General features: G+C 60.2%; 19 protein-coding genes and 1 pseudogene. 9 read left to right on the forward strand and 11 right to left on the reverse strand.

Annotation, left to right across the window (positions count from 1 at the left end):
* The first annotated feature begins 66 nt into the window (after window positions 1–66).
* A complete protein-coding gene (locus XI05_RS07995; protein ID WP_018642502.1) occupies window positions 67–1,239 on the forward strand; it encodes an AI-2E family transporter in 1,173 nt (390 codons plus the stop codon).
* Window positions 1,240–1,306: 67 nt separating this feature from the next.
* On the opposite strand, the gene XI05_RS08000 is transcribed toward XI05_RS07995, so the two are convergent.
* From XI05_RS08000 to XI05_RS08015, 4 genes are all read right to left on the reverse strand, one after another.
* Window positions 1,307–2,428, reverse strand: a complete 1,122-nt coding sequence (locus tag XI05_RS08000; RefSeq protein ID WP_018642503.1) for a PAS domain-containing sensor histidine kinase — start codon at window positions 2,426–2,428, stop codon at window positions 1,307–1,309.
* Window positions 2,425–3,219, reverse strand: a complete 795-nt coding sequence (locus tag XI05_RS08005; protein ID WP_026311910.1) for an alpha/beta fold hydrolase — start codon at window positions 3,217–3,219, stop codon at window positions 2,425–2,427. Before XI05_RS08005 ends, XI05_RS08000 begins: the two co-directional genes overlap by 4 nt.
* Window positions 3,220–3,692: 473 nt before the next feature.
* Complete coding sequence (locus XI05_RS08010; RefSeq protein WP_018642505.1) at window positions 3,693–4,046, reverse strand: hypothetical protein; 354 nt, start codon at window positions 4,044–4,046, stop codon at window positions 3,693–3,695.
* Window positions 4,047–4,608: 562 nt separating this feature from the next.
* Window positions 4,609–4,980, reverse strand: a complete 372-nt coding sequence (locus XI05_RS08015; RefSeq protein WP_018642506.1) for a hypothetical protein — start codon at window positions 4,978–4,980, stop codon at window positions 4,609–4,611.
* Between the two features lie 485 nt (window positions 4,981–5,465).
* Between XI05_RS08015 and XI05_RS08020 the strand changes: the two genes are divergently transcribed.
* Window positions 5,466–6,143, forward strand: a complete 678-nt coding sequence (locus XI05_RS08020) for a Crp/Fnr family transcriptional regulator (protein WP_018642507.1) — start codon at window positions 5,466–5,468, stop codon at window positions 6,141–6,143.
* A 222-nt stretch (window positions 6,144–6,365) separates the two neighbouring features.
* On the opposite strand, the gene XI05_RS08025 is transcribed toward XI05_RS08020, so the two are convergent.
* The 3 genes from XI05_RS08025 to XI05_RS08035 all read right to left on the reverse strand — a co-directional run bounded on the left by XI05_RS08025 (window position 6,366) and on the right by XI05_RS08035 (window position 8,659).
* The gene (locus XI05_RS08025; RefSeq protein ID WP_018642508.1) at window positions 6,366–7,175 is read right to left on the reverse strand and encodes a transglutaminase-like domain-containing protein; all 810 of its coding nucleotides are present in this window, start codon (window positions 7,173–7,175) and stop codon (window positions 6,366–6,368) included.
* Window positions 7,176–7,305: 130 nt separating this feature from the next.
* On the reverse strand, window positions 7,306–8,190 hold the full coding sequence (locus XI05_RS08030) for a transglutaminase family protein (protein ID WP_018642509.1): 885 nt from the start codon (window positions 8,188–8,190) through the stop codon (window positions 7,306–7,308).
* 76 nt (window positions 8,191–8,266) lie between these two features.
* Window positions 8,267–8,659: a response regulator gene (locus XI05_RS08035; protein ID WP_018642510.1), complete on the reverse strand. Its 393-nt coding sequence runs from the start codon at window positions 8,657–8,659 to the stop codon at window positions 8,267–8,269.
* A gap of 574 nt (window positions 8,660–9,233) precedes the next feature.
* Here XI05_RS08035 and XI05_RS08040 point away from each other — a divergent pair.
* A complete protein-coding gene (locus tag XI05_RS08040) occupies window positions 9,234–9,494 on the forward strand; it encodes a DUF1488 domain-containing protein (RefSeq protein WP_018642512.1) in 261 nt (86 codons plus the stop codon).
* A gap of 203 nt (window positions 9,495–9,697) precedes the next feature.
* Here XI05_RS08040 and XI05_RS08045 read toward each other — a convergent pair.
* Both XI05_RS08045 and XI05_RS08050 read right to left on the reverse strand, forming a co-directional pair.
* Window positions 9,698–10,112 (reverse strand): annotated as a pseudogene (locus XI05_RS08045) (IS5 family transposase); the annotation flags it as partial.
* A 780-nt stretch (window positions 10,113–10,892) separates the two neighbouring features.
* Entirely contained in the window at window positions 10,893–11,408 is a 516-nt protein-coding gene (locus XI05_RS08050) for a winged helix-turn-helix transcriptional regulator (RefSeq protein WP_271500191.1), read from the reverse strand.
* 240 nt (window positions 11,409–11,648) lie between these two features.
* On the opposite strand from XI05_RS08050, the gene XI05_RS08055 reads away from it, so the two are divergent.
* The gene (locus tag XI05_RS08055; RefSeq protein WP_247341747.1) at window positions 11,649–12,281 is read left to right on the forward strand and encodes a 2-hydroxychromene-2-carboxylate isomerase; all 633 of its coding nucleotides are present in this window, start codon (window positions 11,649–11,651) and stop codon (window positions 12,279–12,281) included.
* Between the two features lie 100 nt (window positions 12,282–12,381).
* Complete coding sequence (locus tag XI05_RS08060) at window positions 12,382–13,581, forward strand: CaiB/BaiF CoA transferase family protein (RefSeq protein ID WP_271500194.1); 1,200 nt, start codon at window positions 12,382–12,384, stop codon at window positions 13,579–13,581.
* Window positions 13,582–13,606: 25 nt separating this feature from the next.
* Here XI05_RS08060 and XI05_RS08065 read toward each other — a convergent pair whose 3' ends face one another.
* Together XI05_RS08065 and XI05_RS08070 are read right to left on the reverse strand one after the other, a co-directional pair.
* A complete protein-coding gene (locus XI05_RS08065) occupies window positions 13,607–14,284 on the reverse strand; it encodes a glutathione S-transferase family protein (RefSeq protein ID WP_271500197.1) in 678 nt (225 codons plus the stop codon).
* A gap of 1 nt (window position 14,285) precedes the next feature.
* Window positions 14,286–15,029, reverse strand: coding sequence for an SDR family NAD(P)-dependent oxidoreductase (locus tag XI05_RS08070; protein WP_271500200.1), 744 nt, complete (start codon window positions 15,027–15,029; stop codon window positions 14,286–14,288).
* A gap of 230 nt (window positions 15,030–15,259) precedes the next feature.
* Here XI05_RS08070 and XI05_RS08075 point away from each other — a divergent pair, with 230 nt between their 5' ends.
* Genes XI05_RS08075 through XI05_RS08090 form a run of 4 tightly spaced genes read left to right on the forward strand, consistent with a single transcriptional unit; the run spans window position 15,260 to window position 19,387 of the window.
* Window positions 15,260–16,282, forward strand: coding sequence for a class I adenylate-forming enzyme family protein (locus XI05_RS08075; RefSeq protein WP_271500203.1), 1,023 nt, complete (start codon window positions 15,260–15,262; stop codon window positions 16,280–16,282).
* 17 nt (window positions 16,283–16,299) lie between these two features.
* On the forward strand, window positions 16,300–17,037 hold the full coding sequence (locus XI05_RS08080; RefSeq protein WP_018322608.1) for an SDR family oxidoreductase: 738 nt from the start codon (window positions 16,300–16,302) through the stop codon (window positions 17,035–17,037).
* A 14-nt stretch (window positions 17,038–17,051) separates the two neighbouring features.
* Window positions 17,052–18,233, forward strand: coding sequence for an acyl-CoA dehydrogenase family protein (locus XI05_RS08085; RefSeq protein ID WP_271500206.1), 1,182 nt, complete (start codon window positions 17,052–17,054; stop codon window positions 18,231–18,233).
* Between the two features lie 23 nt (window positions 18,234–18,256).
* Window positions 18,257–19,387, forward strand: coding sequence for an acyl-CoA dehydrogenase family protein (locus XI05_RS08090; protein ID WP_271500209.1), 1,131 nt, complete (start codon window positions 18,257–18,259; stop codon window positions 19,385–19,387).
* Window positions 19,388–19,401: the final 14 nt, after the last annotated feature.

Consider the following 19,401-nt stretch of genomic DNA (forward strand, 5'->3'; position numbering starts at 1 on the left):
CCGCATCGCGCCCTTCCGACCGGTGCGAAGCTGACTCAGCGGGTTGGGGCAGGCCCCTTGATCGGGATGGAGAAAAGCGTCGTGGTCTCGCTGTCAAAGTTGCCGCATGAGCCCCCCTGGTCCCCGGGGCAGAATGTCGGCGTACCGGAACCGGCTGCCTCGCCACCGCAGGCGGCCGACGATATCGAAATGCCGCTGCCGTCCAGCCCGCAGACGTTCTTTCTCGGTAGTCTGCTAACACTGGCCGTGCTGGCAGCCATGCATGTGGCAAGCTCGATCATATTGCCCGTGGTGCTCGCCTTCGTGCTGCAGCTCATTCTGCACCCCGTCGTGCATCTGCTCGAGCGTATAGGTCTCCCCCGTGCCATCGGAGCGCTCTTGGCGATCCTGGTGGTGGTGGGAGCGCTCGTGGGGTTTGTGGCAGCCTTGTCGCTACCTGCCGCGACCTGGGCGGAGAAATTGCCGGAGGGCCTGCCTCGCCTCGAAACTCACTTGGTCGTTCTAAAGCGCCCGATCGAAGCGCTGCAGAAAGTCATCCAGCAGGCCGAGCACGTCGCCGACGCTCCCGAGAAGAAAGGAGCCATCGTTTCGGTCCGCAGCGATCTCGGCCTGACCGGCGCGCTCTTCGCTGGAACGCGGGCTGTCATCGACGGCCTTTTTACCACGGTTCTGGTGCTCTACTTTCTCCTGGTCGCAGGCGACGTTTTTCTGCGACGTATCGTCGAGGTCCTCCCAAGTTTTCGCGACAAGAGGCAGGCGGTGGACATCTCCCAGCAGATCGAAGCGGACATATCTGCCTATCTGCTTACAATCACCGCCATGAATGCTGCAGTGGGAATTGCAACGGCGGTTGCGATGTATTTCTGCGGGCTTGGAGACCCGCTGTTGTGGGGAGCCGCGGCCTTCCTGCTCAACTACGTTCCAATTCTGGGCCCACTGTTAGGCACCGTCATCTTCCTGCTGGCCGGAATGTTGAGCTTCGACAGCTTGTGGTGGGCCTTGCTGCCGCCGGCCCTCTACTTCTGCATCCACCTCGCCGAAGGCGAAACCCTGACGCCCATGTTGCTTGCCCGACGCTTCACGCTGAACCCGGTGCTGGTCATCCTGTCGCTGGTGTTCTGGTTCTGGATGTGGGGCGTGCCTGGCGCGATCCTGGCTGTTCCGATGCTGGCCATCCTCAAGATCGTCAGCGATCGCGTGCGTCCGCTAAGAGCTTTGGGCCACGTCCTCGAAGGCTAGTCCGGTGTCGCTCTCGGGAGAGGATTGAGGACCGCGCCGTCGAAAGGCGGCCATTGCAGCATGCATGTTACGCCAGCGGCATTGAGAAACTAAAGCGGGTCTCCGCGGGTGTCGATGCGACGGTCAATGCGCCCCCATGCGCCTTTGCGATCTGCGAGGCGATGTACAGCCCAAGTCCAAGCCCTTGCTTGCTCGCACGGGCCTTGCCGCGGAAGAACGGTTCGAACAGCTTGTCCATCACCGTTTGCGGAATAGCCTCACCGGCATTGGCGACCCAGAGCTCGAACAATCCATTTCGCGTCTCGGCGTGAACGGTGATGGGCTTGTTGGCCGTGCCATGCGTCACGGCGTTGCCGAGCAGGTTGGAAAGGAGCTGGCCGATGCGGATGCGATCGCAGTTTACCGGCCCGTCGACGGCAAACTCGAATTCGATGACGCGACCGGGCGAAGCCAGCCTCAGTTCGTCGATCACCTGGGCAAGGACGGGCTCCAGCGGTCCTTTCGCATCGTATTCCAGGGTAATGCCGCCGCCCAGACGACCGCGTGCAAAGTCGAGGACGTTGTCGATCATCGAGGCCATGCGCATGACCGTCGTCTGCATCATGGCGACGATCTGCTGCTCCTTCTCATTCTGCACGGTACGGCCGAGAAGTCTCGCGCCAGCGCTGATGGAGGCGAGAGGATTGCGAAGATCGTGACCAAGTACGGCGATGAACTGTTCCCGCAGTTCGGAGGTTTCGTGCTCGAGCAGCAGCACTTCTTGGGTCGCCCTTTCGGCAGCAATGGCCAATTCTCGGCCGGCGAGGAGCTCCTGTTCGTAGCGCCGTCGGTCGGTCGCCTTGATCAACGCAAGACGGATCAGCAGCAGCTTTCCATCCGCATCGCGGCGCTCGTTCGCGTTGGCGATCATGTGGAGCGGCTCACCGGCAGCGGTCACCATGTCGATAGCGAATTCGTTGAAGAAGCCCTGCATCCGCAGCAGCGGCGCGATATGAGTTTCGTAGTAGATGCGGCCTGGCATGGTCAGGAAATCGGTGAAACGCTTGCCGACCATCTGGTCTGCCGGGTGCCCGCTCCACGCCAGCAAGGTCGGGTTGACATGCTCAATGCGGCCGTTCGGGTGCAGGGTGACGTACCCGCACGGGGCGTTGTTGACCATGTCCTCGAAGTCTGGACCGGAGACGCTCACGAGACGAAGGCTCGAATCGCCGCGATGACCTCGTCGGGCGCACTGAGGTTCGGGCAATGCCCGGTCGCGTTCAGGACGATCATTCGACCGCCGGGGATACTACGGGCAACGAAATCGCCGACCTCCTGGGAGGCGATGATGTCCTCCTTGCATTGGAGGACGAGGACTGGAACGGAAACTTCCGCGAGATCCTTGCGGTTGTCGGAGGTGAAAGTCACACGGGCGAACGCTTTGGCAATATCGGGGTCCGTGCGGCAGAAGCTGTTCGTGAGCTCCTGACCGAGTTCCGGGCGGTCGGGATTGCCCATGATCATCGGCGCAATCTGTGTTGACCAACCCATGTGGTTGGATTCGAGAAGCGCGAGCAATTCACCGATCTGCTCGGCACTGAACCCGCCAACATATCCTTCGTCGTCGATGTAGCGGGCTGAAGGGCCGATGAGCACGAGCTTGCCGAACCTGCCTGGCGCTTGTCGCGCCGCCAGCACGCCGATCATGCTGCTGACGGAATGCCCGACGAAGACGCAATCCTTCAAACCTAGCTCGGCGCCGATTTCGACCACGTCGTCGGCGTAACCGGATAAGGTTGAATACTTGGCCCAGTCATAGGCCGACAGATCGGATCCGCCGGCGCCGACGTGGTCGAATAGAACCGTCCTGAAGTCCCTTTCAAACGCCGGAGCCACGAACCGCCACATGTTCTGATCGCACCCGAAGCCGTGGGCGAAGACCATCGCCCGGTCGCCCGCGCCACGAACGTGAACGTTATTCCGTTCGGTTACATTTGCCATAAAGCCTCCCTTACGCATCATCGTGCAGTTTTCTATCTTTGCTAAGCGCAATGCGGCCCTGGCCAGGAGCACTCGTCGAGCTTTGGCTCCAGGGCAGCGTCTCGGTTCTGCGTCGCCCAGATCAGAACCATTAGGAACATCATGATTTCCTACCCGTGTAGATGACCAGCTGCCGGATATCGCTCGAGCCATCTGATGCAATCTCGAACGGCCCCAACGCCGGGACAGTTCCAGCGGGAAGCTGGCCGCGCTTCAATAGAATGATCTGGCGAGATCAGAGCCCGCGACTGGCGACGCGCGAGGCGCGTCCTGCGAACTGTCGATCCACTCCACGTCCGAAAGTCACATCTTCGATCTCGAGGCGGTGCATCTGGGATGCTGTAGTTGACTGCTGTTCACACTGATGACGTCTCAGCCATTGACATGGCGCGCCCAATGTCGCTTGACCGACGAGACCCCACGCCATCTCGATATCATCTCCTGGGCGGAAATGTGCCACGAGTGACGGCTCCACTTGCATCCGCTTCATCGTCGCGCCGAACCAGATAGACCAAAGGCGAGTCGTCCGCAGCTCTCTCCGTCTTCGCGTCGACGTAATACACTTCTTCTGCTGGATCGGCGCGACGCACCCTAATCGGAGACGTCCCATCCCAAAGCGGTCTGTGTCCGAGCGTCATTCGCTTCAAGTCCTCTAGGAGCCATTGCTCCTGGCCGAGTTCTCTGGCCTGGAAAAGCGTGGCAGCCATGAGCGCTAAGATCGGCTGGCCATCGATCTCCAGCACGAACACGCCCGCAGGTAACTCCTCGGTTTTCACTGGCACCATCATCTGAACCACTCCTTTTCCTCGGCCGGTCGAAGCGGTCGAGCCCCCCGGGGCGAGATTCGGGCCTCTTGTCCGTCGACGCTTGCGCTCCGTACGTTCCTCGTCCGATGTAAGGCGCATCGCCCGCTTGTCGAACCGCGCCTGGCACGGCTGGCAACGAGCCGGCGGCCCCCAACTTTATCTTGCCTTGCAATGCTTGACTTCGTCATCAGGGACAGCCGGTTCACCGCTTGCGTCTGGCAAGGCTTCGCAAGGAAGATGCGATTTGCCGCCGCTGATTCCGGTCAGGTCCCGGCGGGAGCGTCCGAGCAAACCGGAGCATCTGATGGCGCAATTGAACGAGTTGCGAGACGCTGTAGCCGATTTGTTTGTCTGTTCGCTTGCACAGAAGTGACGGCATGACCATGGCCAGGCGGCGCGCTGACTTTCCCTCACCGAGGGCTACGGAAGTCATATTGAAACCTGGCTTGTCGCCTTGCTGGTCAATATTGCTCACTCGCAAGTAAATGTGCTGAATCCGGCGAGCCGGAAGCGTACGCTTCGGTCGCTGCCTGCCTTCAGGATGTTAGGCCAGCCTATGAAATGCCGGGGGTAATGCTTCTCGAACCAGTTCACTTAGATCCAAGGTCTCGCCACTTTCGGAAATGTCAGAGAACAGGACCTCCACGAAGGGATGTTGGCGGTTGAACGCGGCACCTCGCTCGTATTTCGCGCGCACAATCCGTTGAAGTGCGGGGAGGTTCAGTCTGCCAAGCGCATTGTATTGATCTCGGAAAAGACTTTGACGTCCTCCAAGATGCTCGACGGATTCTGCCCAGACGTCCATCACCTTCCGGCTCATGAATGCCTCGACCTGCTTGTTCCCATCCCGTGCAATGAGTCGGAGCCCGTCCATCGTGTGCGGTCCTTCATCGATTCGAAAGTGCGCAAGTGGCATGGAATCCTCCTGTTGTCGGCGACCTATTCAGGCCGGCAGCCTGTCGCGGGGCGTTGCACTCAATTGGCCCAATGGTCCGATCAGACACACAGGATATGGGTATGGAAGCGTCGAATAGCGAGGGGGTGCAAAGCAGGGCCCGCAAGGAGTTCGGGCGCTGCCTAACTCCATGGTGAGCTATATTGACCAGCGCGTCGTGCCGCCGGGTCGGCATACTTCCATGCTCAATCGTAAAGTCGTGCCACGCGCAGGGCGACCGTCGCTTCGCCCGAGAATGCCTGCTGATGGGCGCGCAATGAGCCGCGCCCTTTGGAAAGTGGCTCTTCCCTAGAATTGCGAACAATCAGGGAGTAAATTCTGCCCAATAGGGCCGCTGCCGCAAGGTCTGGCCGGCAAGGAGCAACCGTTCGTCGCTTGGTCAAGAAAGCCGTTCCCTGGCAGCCGATCGAAGCGAACAAGTTTGGTCGATTCAAAGGAGTCCACGCGTGGCGAAGCCGTCCAAGGACACGTTCGATCCCCAACATTTTCTCGGCAAGGTGGGCGCCGGCAAAGCCATTCTGACGTTTCGCAAGAACCAGCATGTGTTTCAGCAGGGCGACGCTGCTGACTCGGTGTTCTACATTCAAAGCGGCAAGGTCAAGCTGACGGTCGTTTCGGAGCAGGGCAAGGAGGCAGTCGTCGCCATTCTCGAGCCCGGTCAGTTCTTCGGCGAGGGATGCATGAATGGTCATCCTCTGCGGATCGCGACGACAACGGCGATGGAAGATTGCGTCATCACGTCGATAACCAAAGAAGCGATGATGTCGGCTATCCGTGAAGAGCCGAAATTCTCCCAGCTGTTCATTTCGTATCTGTTGACCCGAAACAGCCGGATCGAGGAGGACCTGATCGACCAGCTATTCAATTCCAGCGAACGGAGGCTGGCTCGCCTGCTGTTGCTGCTCGCGAATTTCGGCAAGGAAGGCAGTCCGCAGCCGATCAGTGCGAGCATCAATCAGGAGACACTGGCTGAGATGATCGGGACCACGCGATCGCGGGTCAGCTATTTCATGAACAAATTTCGAAGGTTGGGGCTCATCAGCTATAATGGCCACATCGAGGTCCACAACTCGTTGTTGAGTGCGGTGTTGCACGAGAAGCCCGTGCTCAGAGAGCGCGACTAGAGAGGCTCCCAAGCGACGGCCCCAGAGCGTGGGGGCGCAATGAGGCCGTCATTTCCTCGGATGCTGTGGGGGGCGTTTGCATCCGGTCGTCCTTACCAAGTTGCGACACCGACATTCGTTCCGGCAGAAGCTCAACTCGCTTTCGTACGGTCAAGTCGAGTCGCAAGTCCGGGATCATTTCTCCTGAAGCGATTCAGGGCTCAGCCTCACTTCATCCTGTGCTCACGAATGGATCTCGTCGGTCCACACCTTGAAGCTGACCAAGGTGTTAGGGCCAAACGTCTGGGTAATCGGCACGTCGGCCGCGTCACGTCCTTGAGCGATCAGCACACGTCCAATCCGGGGGACGTTGTTGCGTGGATCGAATGTGTACCAACGTCCGCCGATGTAGGCTTCGAACCATCCCGCGAAGTCTCCTGGGGCGTAGGGGGGAGGCATGCCGATGTCGCCGAGATAGCCGGTGCAGTATCTGGCGGGAATGTTCATGCAGCGACAGAACGTGATGGCCAGATGCGCGAAGTCTCGGCAAACGCCCTTGCCTTCGTTGAAGACGTCCCGGGCCGTCTTGGTTGCGCGCGCGTGTTCGTAGCCGAATTGAATGTGATTGTGAACGAAATCACAGATCGCCTGAACACGGGCCCATCCGGGCGAGACCTTCCCGAAAAGTTTCCACGCGACATCGGACAGATGATCGGTTTCGCAATAGCGGCTGCCGAGCAGATATACGATTGTCTCTGCCGGCAAGTCCTCGACCGCGTGTTGGGTAGCCGAGGGCATAACGACGTCCGGCAAGCCGGTGTCGCGAACCATCCCGTCAGCCGCCAGGCGCATTCGGCCGGCTGGAGCAACGATGCGGCTGCACCAGTTGCCGAAGCCGTCACGATAGGGGACGATCGCAACCGAAGGCGTGGTAGTCAGATAATCGGGCACGACGACGTCCGATGCCCGAGAGAAATGAACGCCCAGGACCATGATCATGGGTGTGGGCTGCGGAAAGTCGTAGATCATCTCATAGCCGACCCGGATCTTCACTCGGCGTCCTCCAAAGTCGACAAATTGCCGCGGCTGCTTCGATCTCGATTATGCCTGTCGACACAGCGCGGCGTTCGGAAGTTCCAACGCGCTGGCGGGGGGCGTGTTCCTGCCTCTTCATTGAACGACATTACGACAGAGCCGACGCTGTTTTGACGTTCACGTCCACATCCATCCCAAGCTCGTCCTCACGAGCTCCCCAATAAGTGCCGAACAGGGGAATGGCCTGGCTTGGGACTCTGGCCACCGCCACGCGGATCAGATCGCGGTTTCCGACGATTCCATTGGTCGGATCGAACTCGACCCAGCCGGAGCCGGGGACGTAGATCTGGCACCAGGCATGGGTGGCTCCCCCGCCCAGCCAGACAGGACCATCGCGATCCGGTACGTAGATATAGCCGGTGATAAAGCGTGCGGCGAAGCCCAGGCTTCGCGCAGCTTCAATCATCAAGACGGCAAAATCCCGGCAGGTGCCCTTCCTGCGTTCGAGTGTCGTAGAAGGACTTTGCGTTCCTGGCGCCGTGCGGCGGTCGTAGGCGAAGCCATCCGAGATTGCTTCATTGAGGGTCATCAGGACCTGTCCGGTAGAACGTCTGGTCCCGCGCACGAGAAACGTGTCCAGCCACCTGCCGAGATGGTCTTCCGGGTCTGAGAACCATCTCTGAACATAGGGTGCCAGGTCGGGCGCCTCCTCCGCCTGATACGCAAACGGATGGTCCTTCGCGTGGTCCTCAATTCTGAAGTCGGGCGCGTTCTCCGGCGTGTGGTCGACCTTGATGACACACTCGAATCGCAAATTGTCGCTGTCACAGCCAAACTCGACCTGCGCAACACAATTCCCGAAGACATCGTGCAGCCACCTCACCTCAGAAGGCTCGGGCGTCACATTGAGCGAGAAATCAATCAGTCGCTGGTCGAAACTATCGCGCGGCCGTGCCATTAATTGATGTCGGCCGAGCCTGACCGCGCGCCGGTACCGATATGTCGTGATATGCCGGACGAGGAAGATCGCCATGGTACCGCCGATCGACGAGAGGTGAGAGCTTGCTCGCTGGCCGCTTGACGCGGAGACCGGACGATGGTGGGTCCTCTCACGCGCCTCGGGCGTGGCCAATCATCCTACGAATACCAGCTTTGATCTGCCAAGCCTGGAGCGGCTTACCATAGAACTCGCTGCAAGGGGGAAGATCGATGCTCGGCGGGTTCAATTTCTCGGACATCAGGATGAGGTCGATTGCCGGCCACCGTCTACGCACGGTGTGCGCAAGGCCTATGCCGTCTATGCTGCCCGGCAGCTGGATGTCGGCGCAAACGAGCGCGATGTCGGATCTGGAGCTCAGGATTGCGAGGGCTTCGTCGGTATCCAGCGCTTCCAACGGCGTGTAGCCGGCGTCTTCCACCATGCCAACTGCGCGCCTGCGGAGCACCATCTCGTCTTCTACGACGAGAACGAAGGCTGGAACGCGTGATGGACCGAACGTCATTGAGACTCACGGCTGCTGTGGGTGCGCACCGATGATCGGCACGCCCCTCTATGGTTCCTGTCTCGCTGCCGCATCCCTTTATCCGTTGAGATGCAATTTCATGATCTCAGAGAGTTGCGCCGCTGCGGCCCGCGGGCGGCTACCATTGAATGAGCACCGCACCAGCGATCACAAACGCGAAGAAGATCGGCAGAACGACCGGCGGCACCAGCCACTCGCGCAGTCCGAATTTTGAGATGTTTGACATATTGACCGCCTTTTGGTCGCGGCGGGAGCACGATGCTCTCAGTCACCGATAACAGCCGGGAAGCACGCGGTGATATTCAAGATATAGTGCCCGTCCGCGGAATAGCGAGGTCAGGCAGAAACTATTTGCTGTGACAGGGCGAACGGGATTGTAGTTCGCTTTCCACGTAGCCATCTAAGAGTTTGCGGGCGCCTCAACGCTCTTCCAGCGCCAGGTTTGGCACCGTCGCTCGCAAGGGCGGTCGCAGATCGGCCGTCCAAAAGGTAAATCGCGTCGAGCTGGCAAGGCAAGGAAGTCACCTTTCCACAACGGATCGGCTCCGGCCACATGATCGAGTTTCCAAACCATAGCCGTTCATACGACCGCACGCGGCGTGCCGTACGGTTCTGGGGACACGATAGCGCCATTGAGGCATCGTTTTTCATCGAAGAAGAAGCGCTGAAGCGAATTCAACCCGATACCGGTTACGATGAGTCGAGCCTTCTCCACGCTTTCGATTCCAATCGGGACTTGATATGCGCCGCCGCCGCCAAGGTGTACGTTCGCGGTACCAGGGGCTCTTACGATCTGGTCGCCGGCAATTTTTGACCCGATCGGCGCCTGTTAAGGGTTTCGCCCCCGAGCCAAATGAACCCCTCTGCCTCTGCCTATAGGCAGATGGAGTCTCAGTCTGTTTGTCGGTAATTCTGAAAGATAGACTTCATCCGGCGGCGCGGCAGTGCCTTTTTACCGGCATATCGTGAAGCAACCGGGGCGACTACTGGTAGTTAATAGGGTTTAGCTCTGTCCTATTAGGGCGCGGACTCATTAGCACGCAGCCATTCGGATTGATGCGAGCTTGACGAACGCCAGATAGTTGGCTGCGAGTTTGTCATATCGGGTTGCGACACGCCGACTTTGCTTGATCTTGTTGAAGAACCGTTCGATCAAGTTGCGCGCGCGATACAGATACGGGCTGAAGCAGATCGGGTCTTTGCGATTTCGTTTCGGCGGAATGTTCGCCCATGCTCCTTGCTGGCGGGCAAGCTCCCTGATCCAGTCCGCGTCGTATCCACGATCCGCGAGTAACATGGTTTGTGGGAGCAAGGCGCTGAGGAGAACCGAACACAGCCGATTGTTATGCGCTTCACCGGGCGTGAGCGCGAGATGGACCGGCAGGCCATTGGTGTCCACCACCGCGTGAATCTTGCTAGTGAGGCCTCCTCGGCGGGGCTCCACTGGCACGGCCGGGATGGCGGATGGGTCGGCCGGGTGACCGAAGCGCAGCTTGCCAGCCTGCGTAAGACGTTCGGAGACCGCGTGAGCGCGTTGAAGGGTGAGGATGCGGGCGATCCCCTTGGGGAGCCGCCGGCTGGCGCTCCAGGCGAGGTCTCTGCCGACGTGGCGGCCATCGTGCCTTCGGTCGAGGCCGATGAAGGGCACGGAGAACGAGCAACTGATCAGGTCCAGCCTGCACCCAGTTTGGGGCGGCCGTCCTTCTCGTTTCCGCGCCGTCCTGTGCAGCCCTGAGTGACGCCCGGGCGCAATCCATGGGATGGTGCCCAGCTGCCGTGCTTGCAGGCTGCAGCACTGAGGTGCTACACACCGGACCGGTGTTGCCTGATTTAGTTAGGTTTTTCAGGTGCGTAGCTGCAACGGCGATGTGGCCCAAATCTAGGTGGGGTCCCTCCCGCCCCAGCCAGCTTACAAGCCGTTGAGTTCGTTGCGTAAGCAGCTCCATTCCTGCCGAATTTTTTGGCGCGTTTGGAAATTGAGCTTCTAATGCTCGGTCCAGAATCGAACCAAGCGACGTCCTGCAGAGGCTGCTCGGGCTGGCGTCTTACGCGCTGCCGTAGAACAGAGGGTCATGGCGAGCCGATCGGATAGTCAGTCGAACTGATGCGCTTCTGCACCAGGGGGCGACAAGCTGTAGTTCACCCAGCCGATGGCGCAGAGTTAGCCACGGTGGCGCTGCGGCCGTTGCGGGGGAAACGCGGCTCGTCGCCGTTACGCCGCTTTCCTGCGGGGCTTCGGCTTTGCTTTTTTGTCAAGCAAGACCCTCTCTGGAGCCGGGCGCGCGCCTGGACCAGGGTGGACATGAACTTCCTTGGCTGAAAGCGGCTCGCCGCATTCCGAGCACACCATGATGGGGTCGAACGTCTTGCCGCACTTGCGATGTTCGTGCAGCAGGGGGCGTCCGCGTTCGTCGACCATGTGGGTGTCGCCCCAATGCACGAGCGCCATCATGATCGGATAGAGATCGAGGCCCTTTTGCGTCAGGATATACTCGTGGCGTTTAGGCGACTCCTGATAAGGAATGCGGCGCAGGACGCCCAGCCGAACCAGCTTTTTTAGTCGCTCTGCGAGCAGATGGCGGGTGATTCCAAGCGCTGACTGAAACCCCTCGAAGCGGCGCGTGCGCAGGAAGCATTCGCGGAGAATCAGAAGAGTCCAGCGGTCACCAATCACACCGATGGTGCGAGCCATTGAACATGGCTCTTCCTCAAGTTCATCCCATTTCATTCCTGCTCTCCGGTCGACCGGCGCCTGTTCCGCTCGAATCAGGGGGAGCGGCAGGCGCCACCCCCACCATTCTAGATAGGCACTAAAGTGGATACAATACCCTGCCAGTTGTTTCAAACGAACCAATTCAAAGTAGATTTGACAGTTCAATTTTAGAACTATAGAAGGGGTGCAGCCTGCGTTTGGCCTATAAGATCACGCCAAGCCTAACAAACATCGCGCTCTGCGGGAGGAGCTGACATGTCCCTGAAAGTTGAATTCCTGTTCGATTTCGGCAGCCCGAACGCTTACCTCGCGGAACTTGCCCTTCCCGGAATCGAACGGCGCACCGGCGTGAAATTCGAATATGTCCCGGTCCTGCTCGGCGGCATCTTCAAGGCGACGGGCAACATGTCCCCGTTCGAATCCCTTCGTGGCATCAAGAACAAGCCGGAGTATCAGGCGCTGGAGACACAGCGCTTCATTCGCCGTCATAACGCAACGAAGTTCCGGTCCAATCCGTTCTTTCCGGTCAATACGCTGATGTTGATGCGCGGCGCCGTCGCGGCGCAGCTCGAAGGCGTGTTCGAACCCTACTTCCGCGCGGCGTACCACCACATGTGGGAGGAGCCGAAGAAGATGGATGATCTCGAGACCTTCCGAGCAGCGTTCATCTCCTCAGGCGTCGATATCGATCGGTTGCTTGCGCGTGCGCAGCAGGATGACGTCAAGAAGGGGCTGATCGATCGGACCACCGACGCCGTCAACCGCGGCGCATTCGGCTCGCCGACTTTCTTCGTTGGAAATGAGATGTTCTTCGGCAAGGACCAACTCCGCGATGTGGAGGAGTCGATCGTCGAGCAGATCGGCCAGCCCGTTTCGAAGACGGCCTAAGGCCAGAACCTGGAGACTTGCAGAGCCGAGCAGACGTCCGCGCGCCTGCATGACGAAAGCTCAGTCGGCCTTATAACAAAACCAATTCAGGGAGAATGTCATGCCCGGCCCCCTCAACGGCGTGCGTGTCCTCGATTTGACAGGCGTAGTGTCGGGTCCTTTCGCGACCATGTTCCTGGCGGATCAGGGCGCGGACGTCCTGAAAATCGAGCCGATCGGCGGCGACATTACCCGACGCAGCCGTGCCACCATTGATAAGGATGGCGAGTTCTCCGCGCTATTCATTTCTTCAAATCGTGGCAAGCGCTCGCTGTCGATTGACGTCAAAAGCGCAGCCGGCCGTGAGGTTCTCGCCAAACTGGTCGCGCAAACCGATGTCCTGGTGCAGAATTTCCGGCCGGGCACTATGGAGCGTCTCGGTCTCGGCGTGGAAGAGTTGCGCCAGCGACATCCGCGCCTGATCTATGTTTCGATCAGCGGTGTTGGTGACACCGGACCCTATGTGAAGAAGCGTGTTTACGATCCGATCATTCAGGGCCTCTCGGGCTTTGCCGATATCCAGTCGCAGCCGGTCACGAACCGTCCGCAGATGATCCGAACCATCGTATGTGACAAGACTACCGCGGTGTTCACCGCCCAGGCGGTAGCGGCAGCACTCTATGCCCGCGAGAAGACAGGGCAAGGTGATCACATTCAGGTCGCCATGTTGGATGCGATGATCTCGTATTTGTGGCCGGAAGGCATGATGCAATACACGGTGGTGGGTGCCGAGGCCGCTACCGCCGATCCTAACGATCGGCCTGATCTCGTGTTCAAGACCAGCGACGGCTACATCACTGCCGGTACTATTTCCGATTCCGAATGGCAGGGTTTTTGCCGCGCCACCGGCGACCCCGAGCTAGCCAAGGATCCCCGGTTTGCGACGCCATCGGCGCGCTCGGTCAACGCCACGGCACGCATCAACAAAATGGCCGAATATATCAGCCAGCACACCACCGCAGAATGGCTGGAGCGTCTGGATGCCGCCGACGTCCCCTGTTCGCCGATCCTGCGGCGGGGCGAGATCATCCACAATGAACAGGTGGTCGCGCGCGATATCATTGCCGAGTTCGACCAACCGAAAGTGGGGCGGGTGCGGCAACCTAAGCCGGCAGCGCGTTTTGCGATCAACGAGGCCGCGATCGGTGGGCCTGCTCCCCGGGTGGGCGAGCACTCCCGCGACGTGTTGCACGAGCTGGGCTACGACGACGACGCCATCGACAAGATGGTCGCCGAGCGCAGTGTGCGCGTCGCGGTCTAACCGCGAAGCCCGTTGGCGAGGTATTTTAGACCTTCGCCGGCGCCGGGGTGATCGGTGCCATCGGAGCATTCGCCGCAACGGCTCGCTGAAAGGCCTCCCGTTTCCTGATGCGTTCGAGATAGGGCTGAGCGTTGTCGCAAATGCCGACCCCATAGGCGATGGCCCACTCTAGGCAGGTCGTGAGCAGGATGTCTGCGCTCGTAAACCGGTCGCCCATCAGGAATTGCCGGCCATCTGCGAGCGCGACTTCGACATGGCGCAACTGCTGGCGGAAATACTCGCCGGCCTGGGCAACGACTTCGGGTGCAATGCCGTAGATCGGTCCGAGCGCGTCGGCCCGATGGCGGCGCATCACGTAAAGGCTGGTAGAATCCAGCTCCGCGACGATAAAGAAGCACCATTCCAGCCACGCGGCATACTCGCGCGGGGCTTCCGGAATCAGCGATCGTTCCGGCTTGGAATACATGCGCGACAGGTAGGCAACGATCGCTGCGCTCTCGCCGATGCAGAAGTCGCCATCCTGAAGCAGCGGGATTTTCTGGCGCGGATTGAGCTTCGAGTATTCTGCGGTCTTTGTTTCGCCGGTTCGCGGGCCAATGGGCTTTGTCTTATAGGCTAGGCCCAGTTCGTGCATGGCCCAATGCGGACGAATGGTGCGACTCGTTCCAACGCCCCACAGGGTCAGGTTTGATGTCGCATCCATATTACCATTTCTCCACGGACGGACGGAGATCGAGCTCGTGGGTCCAGCCATCTTTGCTTTGCTGGTGGGTGAACCAATAGGCTTCGGCAATGGAAGACGTCTTGGTCAGGCTATCCGGCGGAATATCGCTTGCTTCGATCCCCTTCGCTGCCTTCATGCGTTGGTGAATCGCCTCGCTGTCCACGCCGGCGTCGATCAGGAGATGTACGACGTGAATGTCCTTCGGTCCAAGCTCGCGCGCCATCGCCTGGGCCACTGCTCGAAGTCCGAACTTCGCTGATGAAAATGCTGCAAACCCCGAGCCGCCACGCACGCTTGCCGTCGCGCCCGTAAAGAAGATGGTGCCGCGTCCGCGCGACAGCATCACGCGGGCAGCCTCACGTCCAACTAGGAAACCACCATAGCAGGCGAGTTCCCAGGCTTTGAAAAACAACTTCTCCGTCGTGTCGAGCAGAGGCTTGTTGACGTTCGAGCCGGCATTGTAGAGGCAAACCTCGACGGGCCCGTGCTCCTTCTCGACCCGCGCGAAAATGCCTTGGACTTCAGCTTCCTGGCGCGCATCCACGCTGAATGCGTGAACGTCATGCCCCGCAGCCCTCAACTCGGCCATCAGTCCCTGCGATTTGGAGGCATCGCGCCTGCAGATGCAAACCGTATAGCCGCCTCGGGCAAAACGCCGGGCGACCGCCGCGCCAATGGCATCGCCTGCGCCAACAAGTATCGCTACACCGCGGCTCGCCGCCATCCTCGATCCTCCAGTTCTTATTTGATACTGTAGATTAGCTGTCCGATGATGCGTTGTAAATGACGGTTCTAAGAGCAGCGCAAATCCATGCTCTGAGATGTATTGTCCATCTGACTCCGGAAAAAGTCCGCCGACGATTTTATCGATTGACGAGTTCTAAAAAAGAACTATAAACCGAAGCCCAAGTGTGCCGCATTGCAAAGTTGGCACGGTCGGTCGGGAGGTCAGTCGTGCTGGAGCTTTCAGAGACGATCAGTGTCGACGAGATCGCTGTCGACTTGCCGAGCCGAATCCATGAAGTAACGGCAGGACCGGTTGCCAGAGCGCCCGACCGGATTGCGCTGGTCGAGGACCTGGCTTCGTGGAGCTATCGAGAACTGGAGCAGCGCGTCGGCGAGATCGCCACCGTGCTCTCATCGCTGGGGATTAGGGCCGGCGATCGGATGATCATTGTCAAGCGCCTGCTGGAGTACAAGAGCGTATCCGGCATGGAACAACTGTCCCGAGGCCCGTTGCGCTTGATTGCCGTGGCCGGCGCGCCGCTGGATTTGAACCTGAAGTTGCGCGTGGAAAAAGAGTTCGGGCTTCCGTTGCTCAACGGTTACGGGATCACCGAATGCTCGCCGGGAATATCAGGCGTACGTTTCGATAGGCCACGCTCGGATCAGGCTGTTGGAACGCTGCTGCCTGGCGTGGAAGCGCGGGTGCGAACCATCGAAGGATTTCCGACTGTATCCGGTGAAGTCGGCGAGCTGCATGTTCGCGGGCGCAACGTGATGCTGGGGTACTATCGTGCCCCCGAGCTCACCGCGAAGGTGATTGACAGCGAGGGCTGGTTCAATACCGGCGATCTCGCACGTTTCGACGGCGATTGTCTGTATATCGTCGGCCGCACCAAGGAAATGATCATTCGTTCCGGTTTCAACGTCTATCCCGCGGAGGTCGAAGCAGTCCTCAGTTCACACAAGGACGTCGTGCAATCCGCTGTGGTCGGTCGTGCCGCGGACGGCAATGAGGAGATCGTGGCCTTTGTGCAGTTGCTGCCAGGATCTTGCACGACACCAGAGACCCTGATGCATTTTGTCCGGCCTCAGCTTACTTCTTACAAGCGGCCGTCCGAAATTGTCATCCTTGATGCCTTGCCGGCGACATCGACCGGCAAGATACTCAAACACAAGCTCGCGGAGAGCTTGCGCGAAGGTGGCGCAGTCCCTGCGGTGCAGACGCCCGAATTCCGCAGGCAACATATCTAACTTACCGGGAGGACATCTTGCAGAAGAGAAACGCAACCGTGGCCGTTATCGGCGCCGGAGACTTCATCGGCGGCGAGATCGCCAAAAAATTCGCCGCAGAAGGCTTCACGGTCTTCGCCGGCCGTCGTAACGGCGAAAAATTGGCTCCGCTCGTCAGGGATATCGAGGCTGCCGGCGGAGAGATTCACGCACGCTCGCTCGACGCTCGCAAGGAAGACGAAATCATCTCCTTCCTCAACGATGCGGACAAGCACGCGCCGCTGGAAGTCTGCATCTTCAACATCGGGGCGAACGTCAATTTCCCGATTCTGGAAACCACAGAGCGCGTTTTCCGCAAGGTCTGGGAAATGGCCTGCTATTCCGGCTTTCTGGCCGGGCGGGAGGCGGCCCGCCTCATGCTTCCGCGCGGGGGTGGCAACATCTTCTTTACCGGGGCGACCGCCTCGCTCCGCGGCGGCAGCGGGTATGCTGCTTTCGCAAGCGCCAAGTTTGGCCTTCGTGCGGTCGCGCAAGCCATGGCCCGCGAGCTTGGCCCGAAAAATATTCACGTCGCGCATCTCATCATCGACTCCGGCGTGGACACCGAGTGGGTTCGGCAACGCCGGCTGGAGGCTCTCGGGCCCACCGCGCTGGACGATCCGGATGCCTTGATGCCTCCGTCCTCCGTCGCAACTTCGTATTGGCAGCTCTACCAGCAGCCGAGAAGCGCATGGACGTTCGAGCTGGAGATCCGTCCCTTCGGCGAGAAGTGGTAGCGGAGCCTGTTGCGATGGAGCTCACGCTTTCCCGGGAGGACGCCGCGTTTCGTGACGAGGTGCGCAGTTTCATTGCGGAGAACTATCCGCCGGAAATGCGCGTTCCAAATCCGGAGACCGACCTGACCAAGGAGCAATCGCTGCTGTGGCACCGGATCCTCCACAAGAAGGGTTGGATCGCCCCGCTCTGGCCCAAGGAGTATGGCGGCCCGGGCTGGTCCGTCACGCAGCGCTTCATCTTCGAGCAGGAGAGCTCGCGCGCCGGCACGCTGCCGCCGCTCGCCTTCAGCGTCACCATGGTCGGGCCGGTGATCTACACGTTCGGCAACGAAGTGCAGAAGAAGAAATTTCTGCCGCGGATCCTGTCCGGCGAGGACTGGTGGTGCCAGGGCTATTCGGAGCCTGGCTCCGGCTCGGACCTCGCAACCGTCAGAACCAAGGCCATGCGCGACGGCGACCACTACATCGTCAACGGTCACAAGACCTGGACCACGCTGGCGCAGCATGCCGACTGGATCTTCTGCCTCGTGCGCACCGATCCGAGCGCGAAGCCGCAATCCGGCATCTCCTTCCTGCTGATCGACATGAAGTCGCCCGGTGTCACCGTGCGGCCGATTATCACCATCGATGGCAGCCACGAGGTCAACGACGTCTTCCTCGAGAACGTCCGCGTGCCCGCCGAGAATTTGATCGGCGAGGAGAACAAGGGCTGGACCTACGCCAAGTTCCTGCTCGGCAACGAGCGCACCAGCATGGCCGGCATCGGCCGGTCCACCCGCTACATCAACAAGCTGAAACAGATCGTGAAGGCCGAAATACCGGCCGAGGATCCCGCGCATCTCGAATTTCTGCGGGACATTGCCCGCATCGAGCTCGACGTGCTGGCGCTGGAGGCGACGGAGCTGCGCGTCGTCGCCCAGATGGCGCGCGGCATAGATCCAGGCCCGGCCGCCTCGCTTTTCAAGATCCGCGGCACCGAAATCTTCCAGGCCATCACCGAACTCACCCATCGCGCGATCGGCAATTACGGCCTTGCCATCCGCGAGCATCCGGTCAGCGCCAACCGCTTCATGCCCGGTCCCGACTACGGCCATACCGCGTCGGAGAAATATCTGAACGCGCGCAAGCTCAGCATCTACGGCGGATCCAACGAGATCCAGCGCAACATCATCGCCAAAGCCGTGCTCGGCCTCTAGCCGCGGCGGATCGGGAGGATCGGATGGATATTCAGTTCACGGAAGAGCAGGAATTGCTGCGATCCAGCGTCCAGCGCCTGTTGCGCGACCAGTACGACTTCGAGGCGCGGCGCAAGATCGTGGCAAGCGAGGAGGGCTTCAGCCGAAAGCAATGGGACGCTTTCGCCGAACTCGGCCTTCTCGCTGCGCCGTTCTCCGAGGGCGCTGGCGGTCTCGGCGGCGGTCCGCTATCGACCATGATCGTGATGCATGAGTTCGGCCGTCACCTCGTGCTCGAGCCGTTCGTCGAGACGGTGGTGCTGGCCGGCGGATTGATCGAGCACGTGGGCACGCCGGAGCAGCAGCAAAGCTTCATCCCTGAAATCATCGACGGCTCGAAAATCTGGACGCTGGCCTGGACGGAGAAAGCATCGCGCTTCGATCTTGCCAATGTCACGACGCGGGCGCGGCGCGAGGGGAGCGACCATATCCTGACCGGCGCGAAGACCATGGTGATCGCCGCACCTTGGGCCGACTATCTGATCGTCTCTGCGCGGACCTCCGGCGACGATCGTGACCGCGGCGGCGTCAGCCTGTTCGTGGTCGATCGGCGCGCGACCGGCGTCGATCTCCAGAGCTTCAAGACCATCGACGGCCGCCGGGCTGCCGAGCTCGGCCTGCGCGAGGTCCGCGGGCAATTGCTGGGCGCAGAAGGCGAGGGTGTTGCCGCGCTGGAAGCCTGCCGTGACCGTGCCATCGGCGCGCTCTGCGCGGAAGCAGTCGGCGCCATCGGCGAGCTGAACTCGGCGACGCTGGAGTATTCGAAGACGCGCAAGCAGTTCGGCACCGCCATCGGTTCCTTCCAGGTGCTGCAGCACCGAATGGTCGACATGTTCATCGCACATCAGGAGGCGCTTTCCCTGATGCAGCATCTGAGCCTCAGCCTCAGCGCTGGCGATGCCGGCCTGTCGCGGCTCGCCTCGGGTGCCAAATCGAAGATCGGCTATGCCGGCAAGTTCGTCGCCGATCAGGCGGTGCAGCTTCACGGCGGCATGGGAATGACCGACGAGCTCAACGTCGGGCACTATTTCAAGCGAATCTCCTCCATCAACATCCAGTTCGGCGATCCCGCGTTCCATGTGCTGCGTTACGCGCAGCTGGACGCGGCCGCATAAGCAGCGAGGCAGGC

The sequence above is a fragment of the Bradyrhizobium sp. CCBAU 11357 genome (assembly GCF_028128865.1).
Lineage (GTDB): Bacteria > Pseudomonadota > Alphaproteobacteria > Rhizobiales > Xanthobacteraceae > Bradyrhizobium.

Bases quoted from the DNA above. Each gene is read 5' to 3' on its own strand.
- XI05_RS07995 (WP_018642502.1), top strand. From the start codon at position 67: ATGGAGAAAAGCGTCGTGGTCTCGCTGTCAAAGTTGCCGCATGAGCCC.
- XI05_RS08005 (WP_026311910.1), bottom strand. From the start codon at position 3,219: ATGGCAAATGTAACCGAACGGAATAACGTTCACGTTCGTGGCGCGGGC.
- XI05_RS08010 (WP_018642505.1), bottom strand. From the start codon at position 4,046: ATGATGGTGCCAGTGAAAACCGAGGAGTTACCTGCGGGCGTGTTCGTG.
- XI05_RS08015 (WP_018642506.1), bottom strand. From the start codon at position 4,980: ATGCCACTTGCGCACTTTCGAATCGATGAAGGACCGCACACGATGGAC.
- XI05_RS08030 (WP_018642509.1), bottom strand. From the start codon at position 8,190: ATGGCGATCTTCCTCGTCCGGCATATCACGACATATCGGTACCGGCGC.
- XI05_RS08035 (WP_018642510.1), bottom strand. From the start codon at position 8,659: ATGACGTTCGGTCCATCACGCGTTCCAGCCTTCGTTCTCGTCGTAGAA.
- XI05_RS08040 (WP_018642512.1), top strand. From the start codon at position 9,234: ATGATCGAGTTTCCAAACCATAGCCGTTCATACGACCGCACGCGGCGT.
- XI05_RS08050 (WP_271500191.1), bottom strand. From the start codon at position 11,408: ATGAAATGGGATGAACTTGAGGAAGAGCCATGTTCAATGGCTCGCACC.
- XI05_RS08055 (WP_247341747.1), top strand. From the start codon at position 11,649: ATGTCCCTGAAAGTTGAATTCCTGTTCGATTTCGGCAGCCCGAACGCT.
- XI05_RS08060 (WP_271500194.1), top strand. From the start codon at position 12,382: ATGCCCGGCCCCCTCAACGGCGTGCGTGTCCTCGATTTGACAGGCGTA.
- XI05_RS08065 (WP_271500197.1), bottom strand. From the start codon at position 14,284: ATGGATGCGACATCAAACCTGACCCTGTGGGGCGTTGGAACGAGTCGC.
- XI05_RS08070 (WP_271500200.1), bottom strand. From the start codon at position 15,029: ATGGCGGCGAGCCGCGGTGTAGCGATACTTGTTGGCGCAGGCGATGCC.
- XI05_RS08085 (WP_271500206.1), top strand. From the start codon at position 17,052: ATGGAGCTCACGCTTTCCCGGGAGGACGCCGCGTTTCGTGACGAGGTG.
- XI05_RS08090 (WP_271500209.1), top strand. From the start codon at position 18,257: ATGGATATTCAGTTCACGGAAGAGCAGGAATTGCTGCGATCCAGCGTC.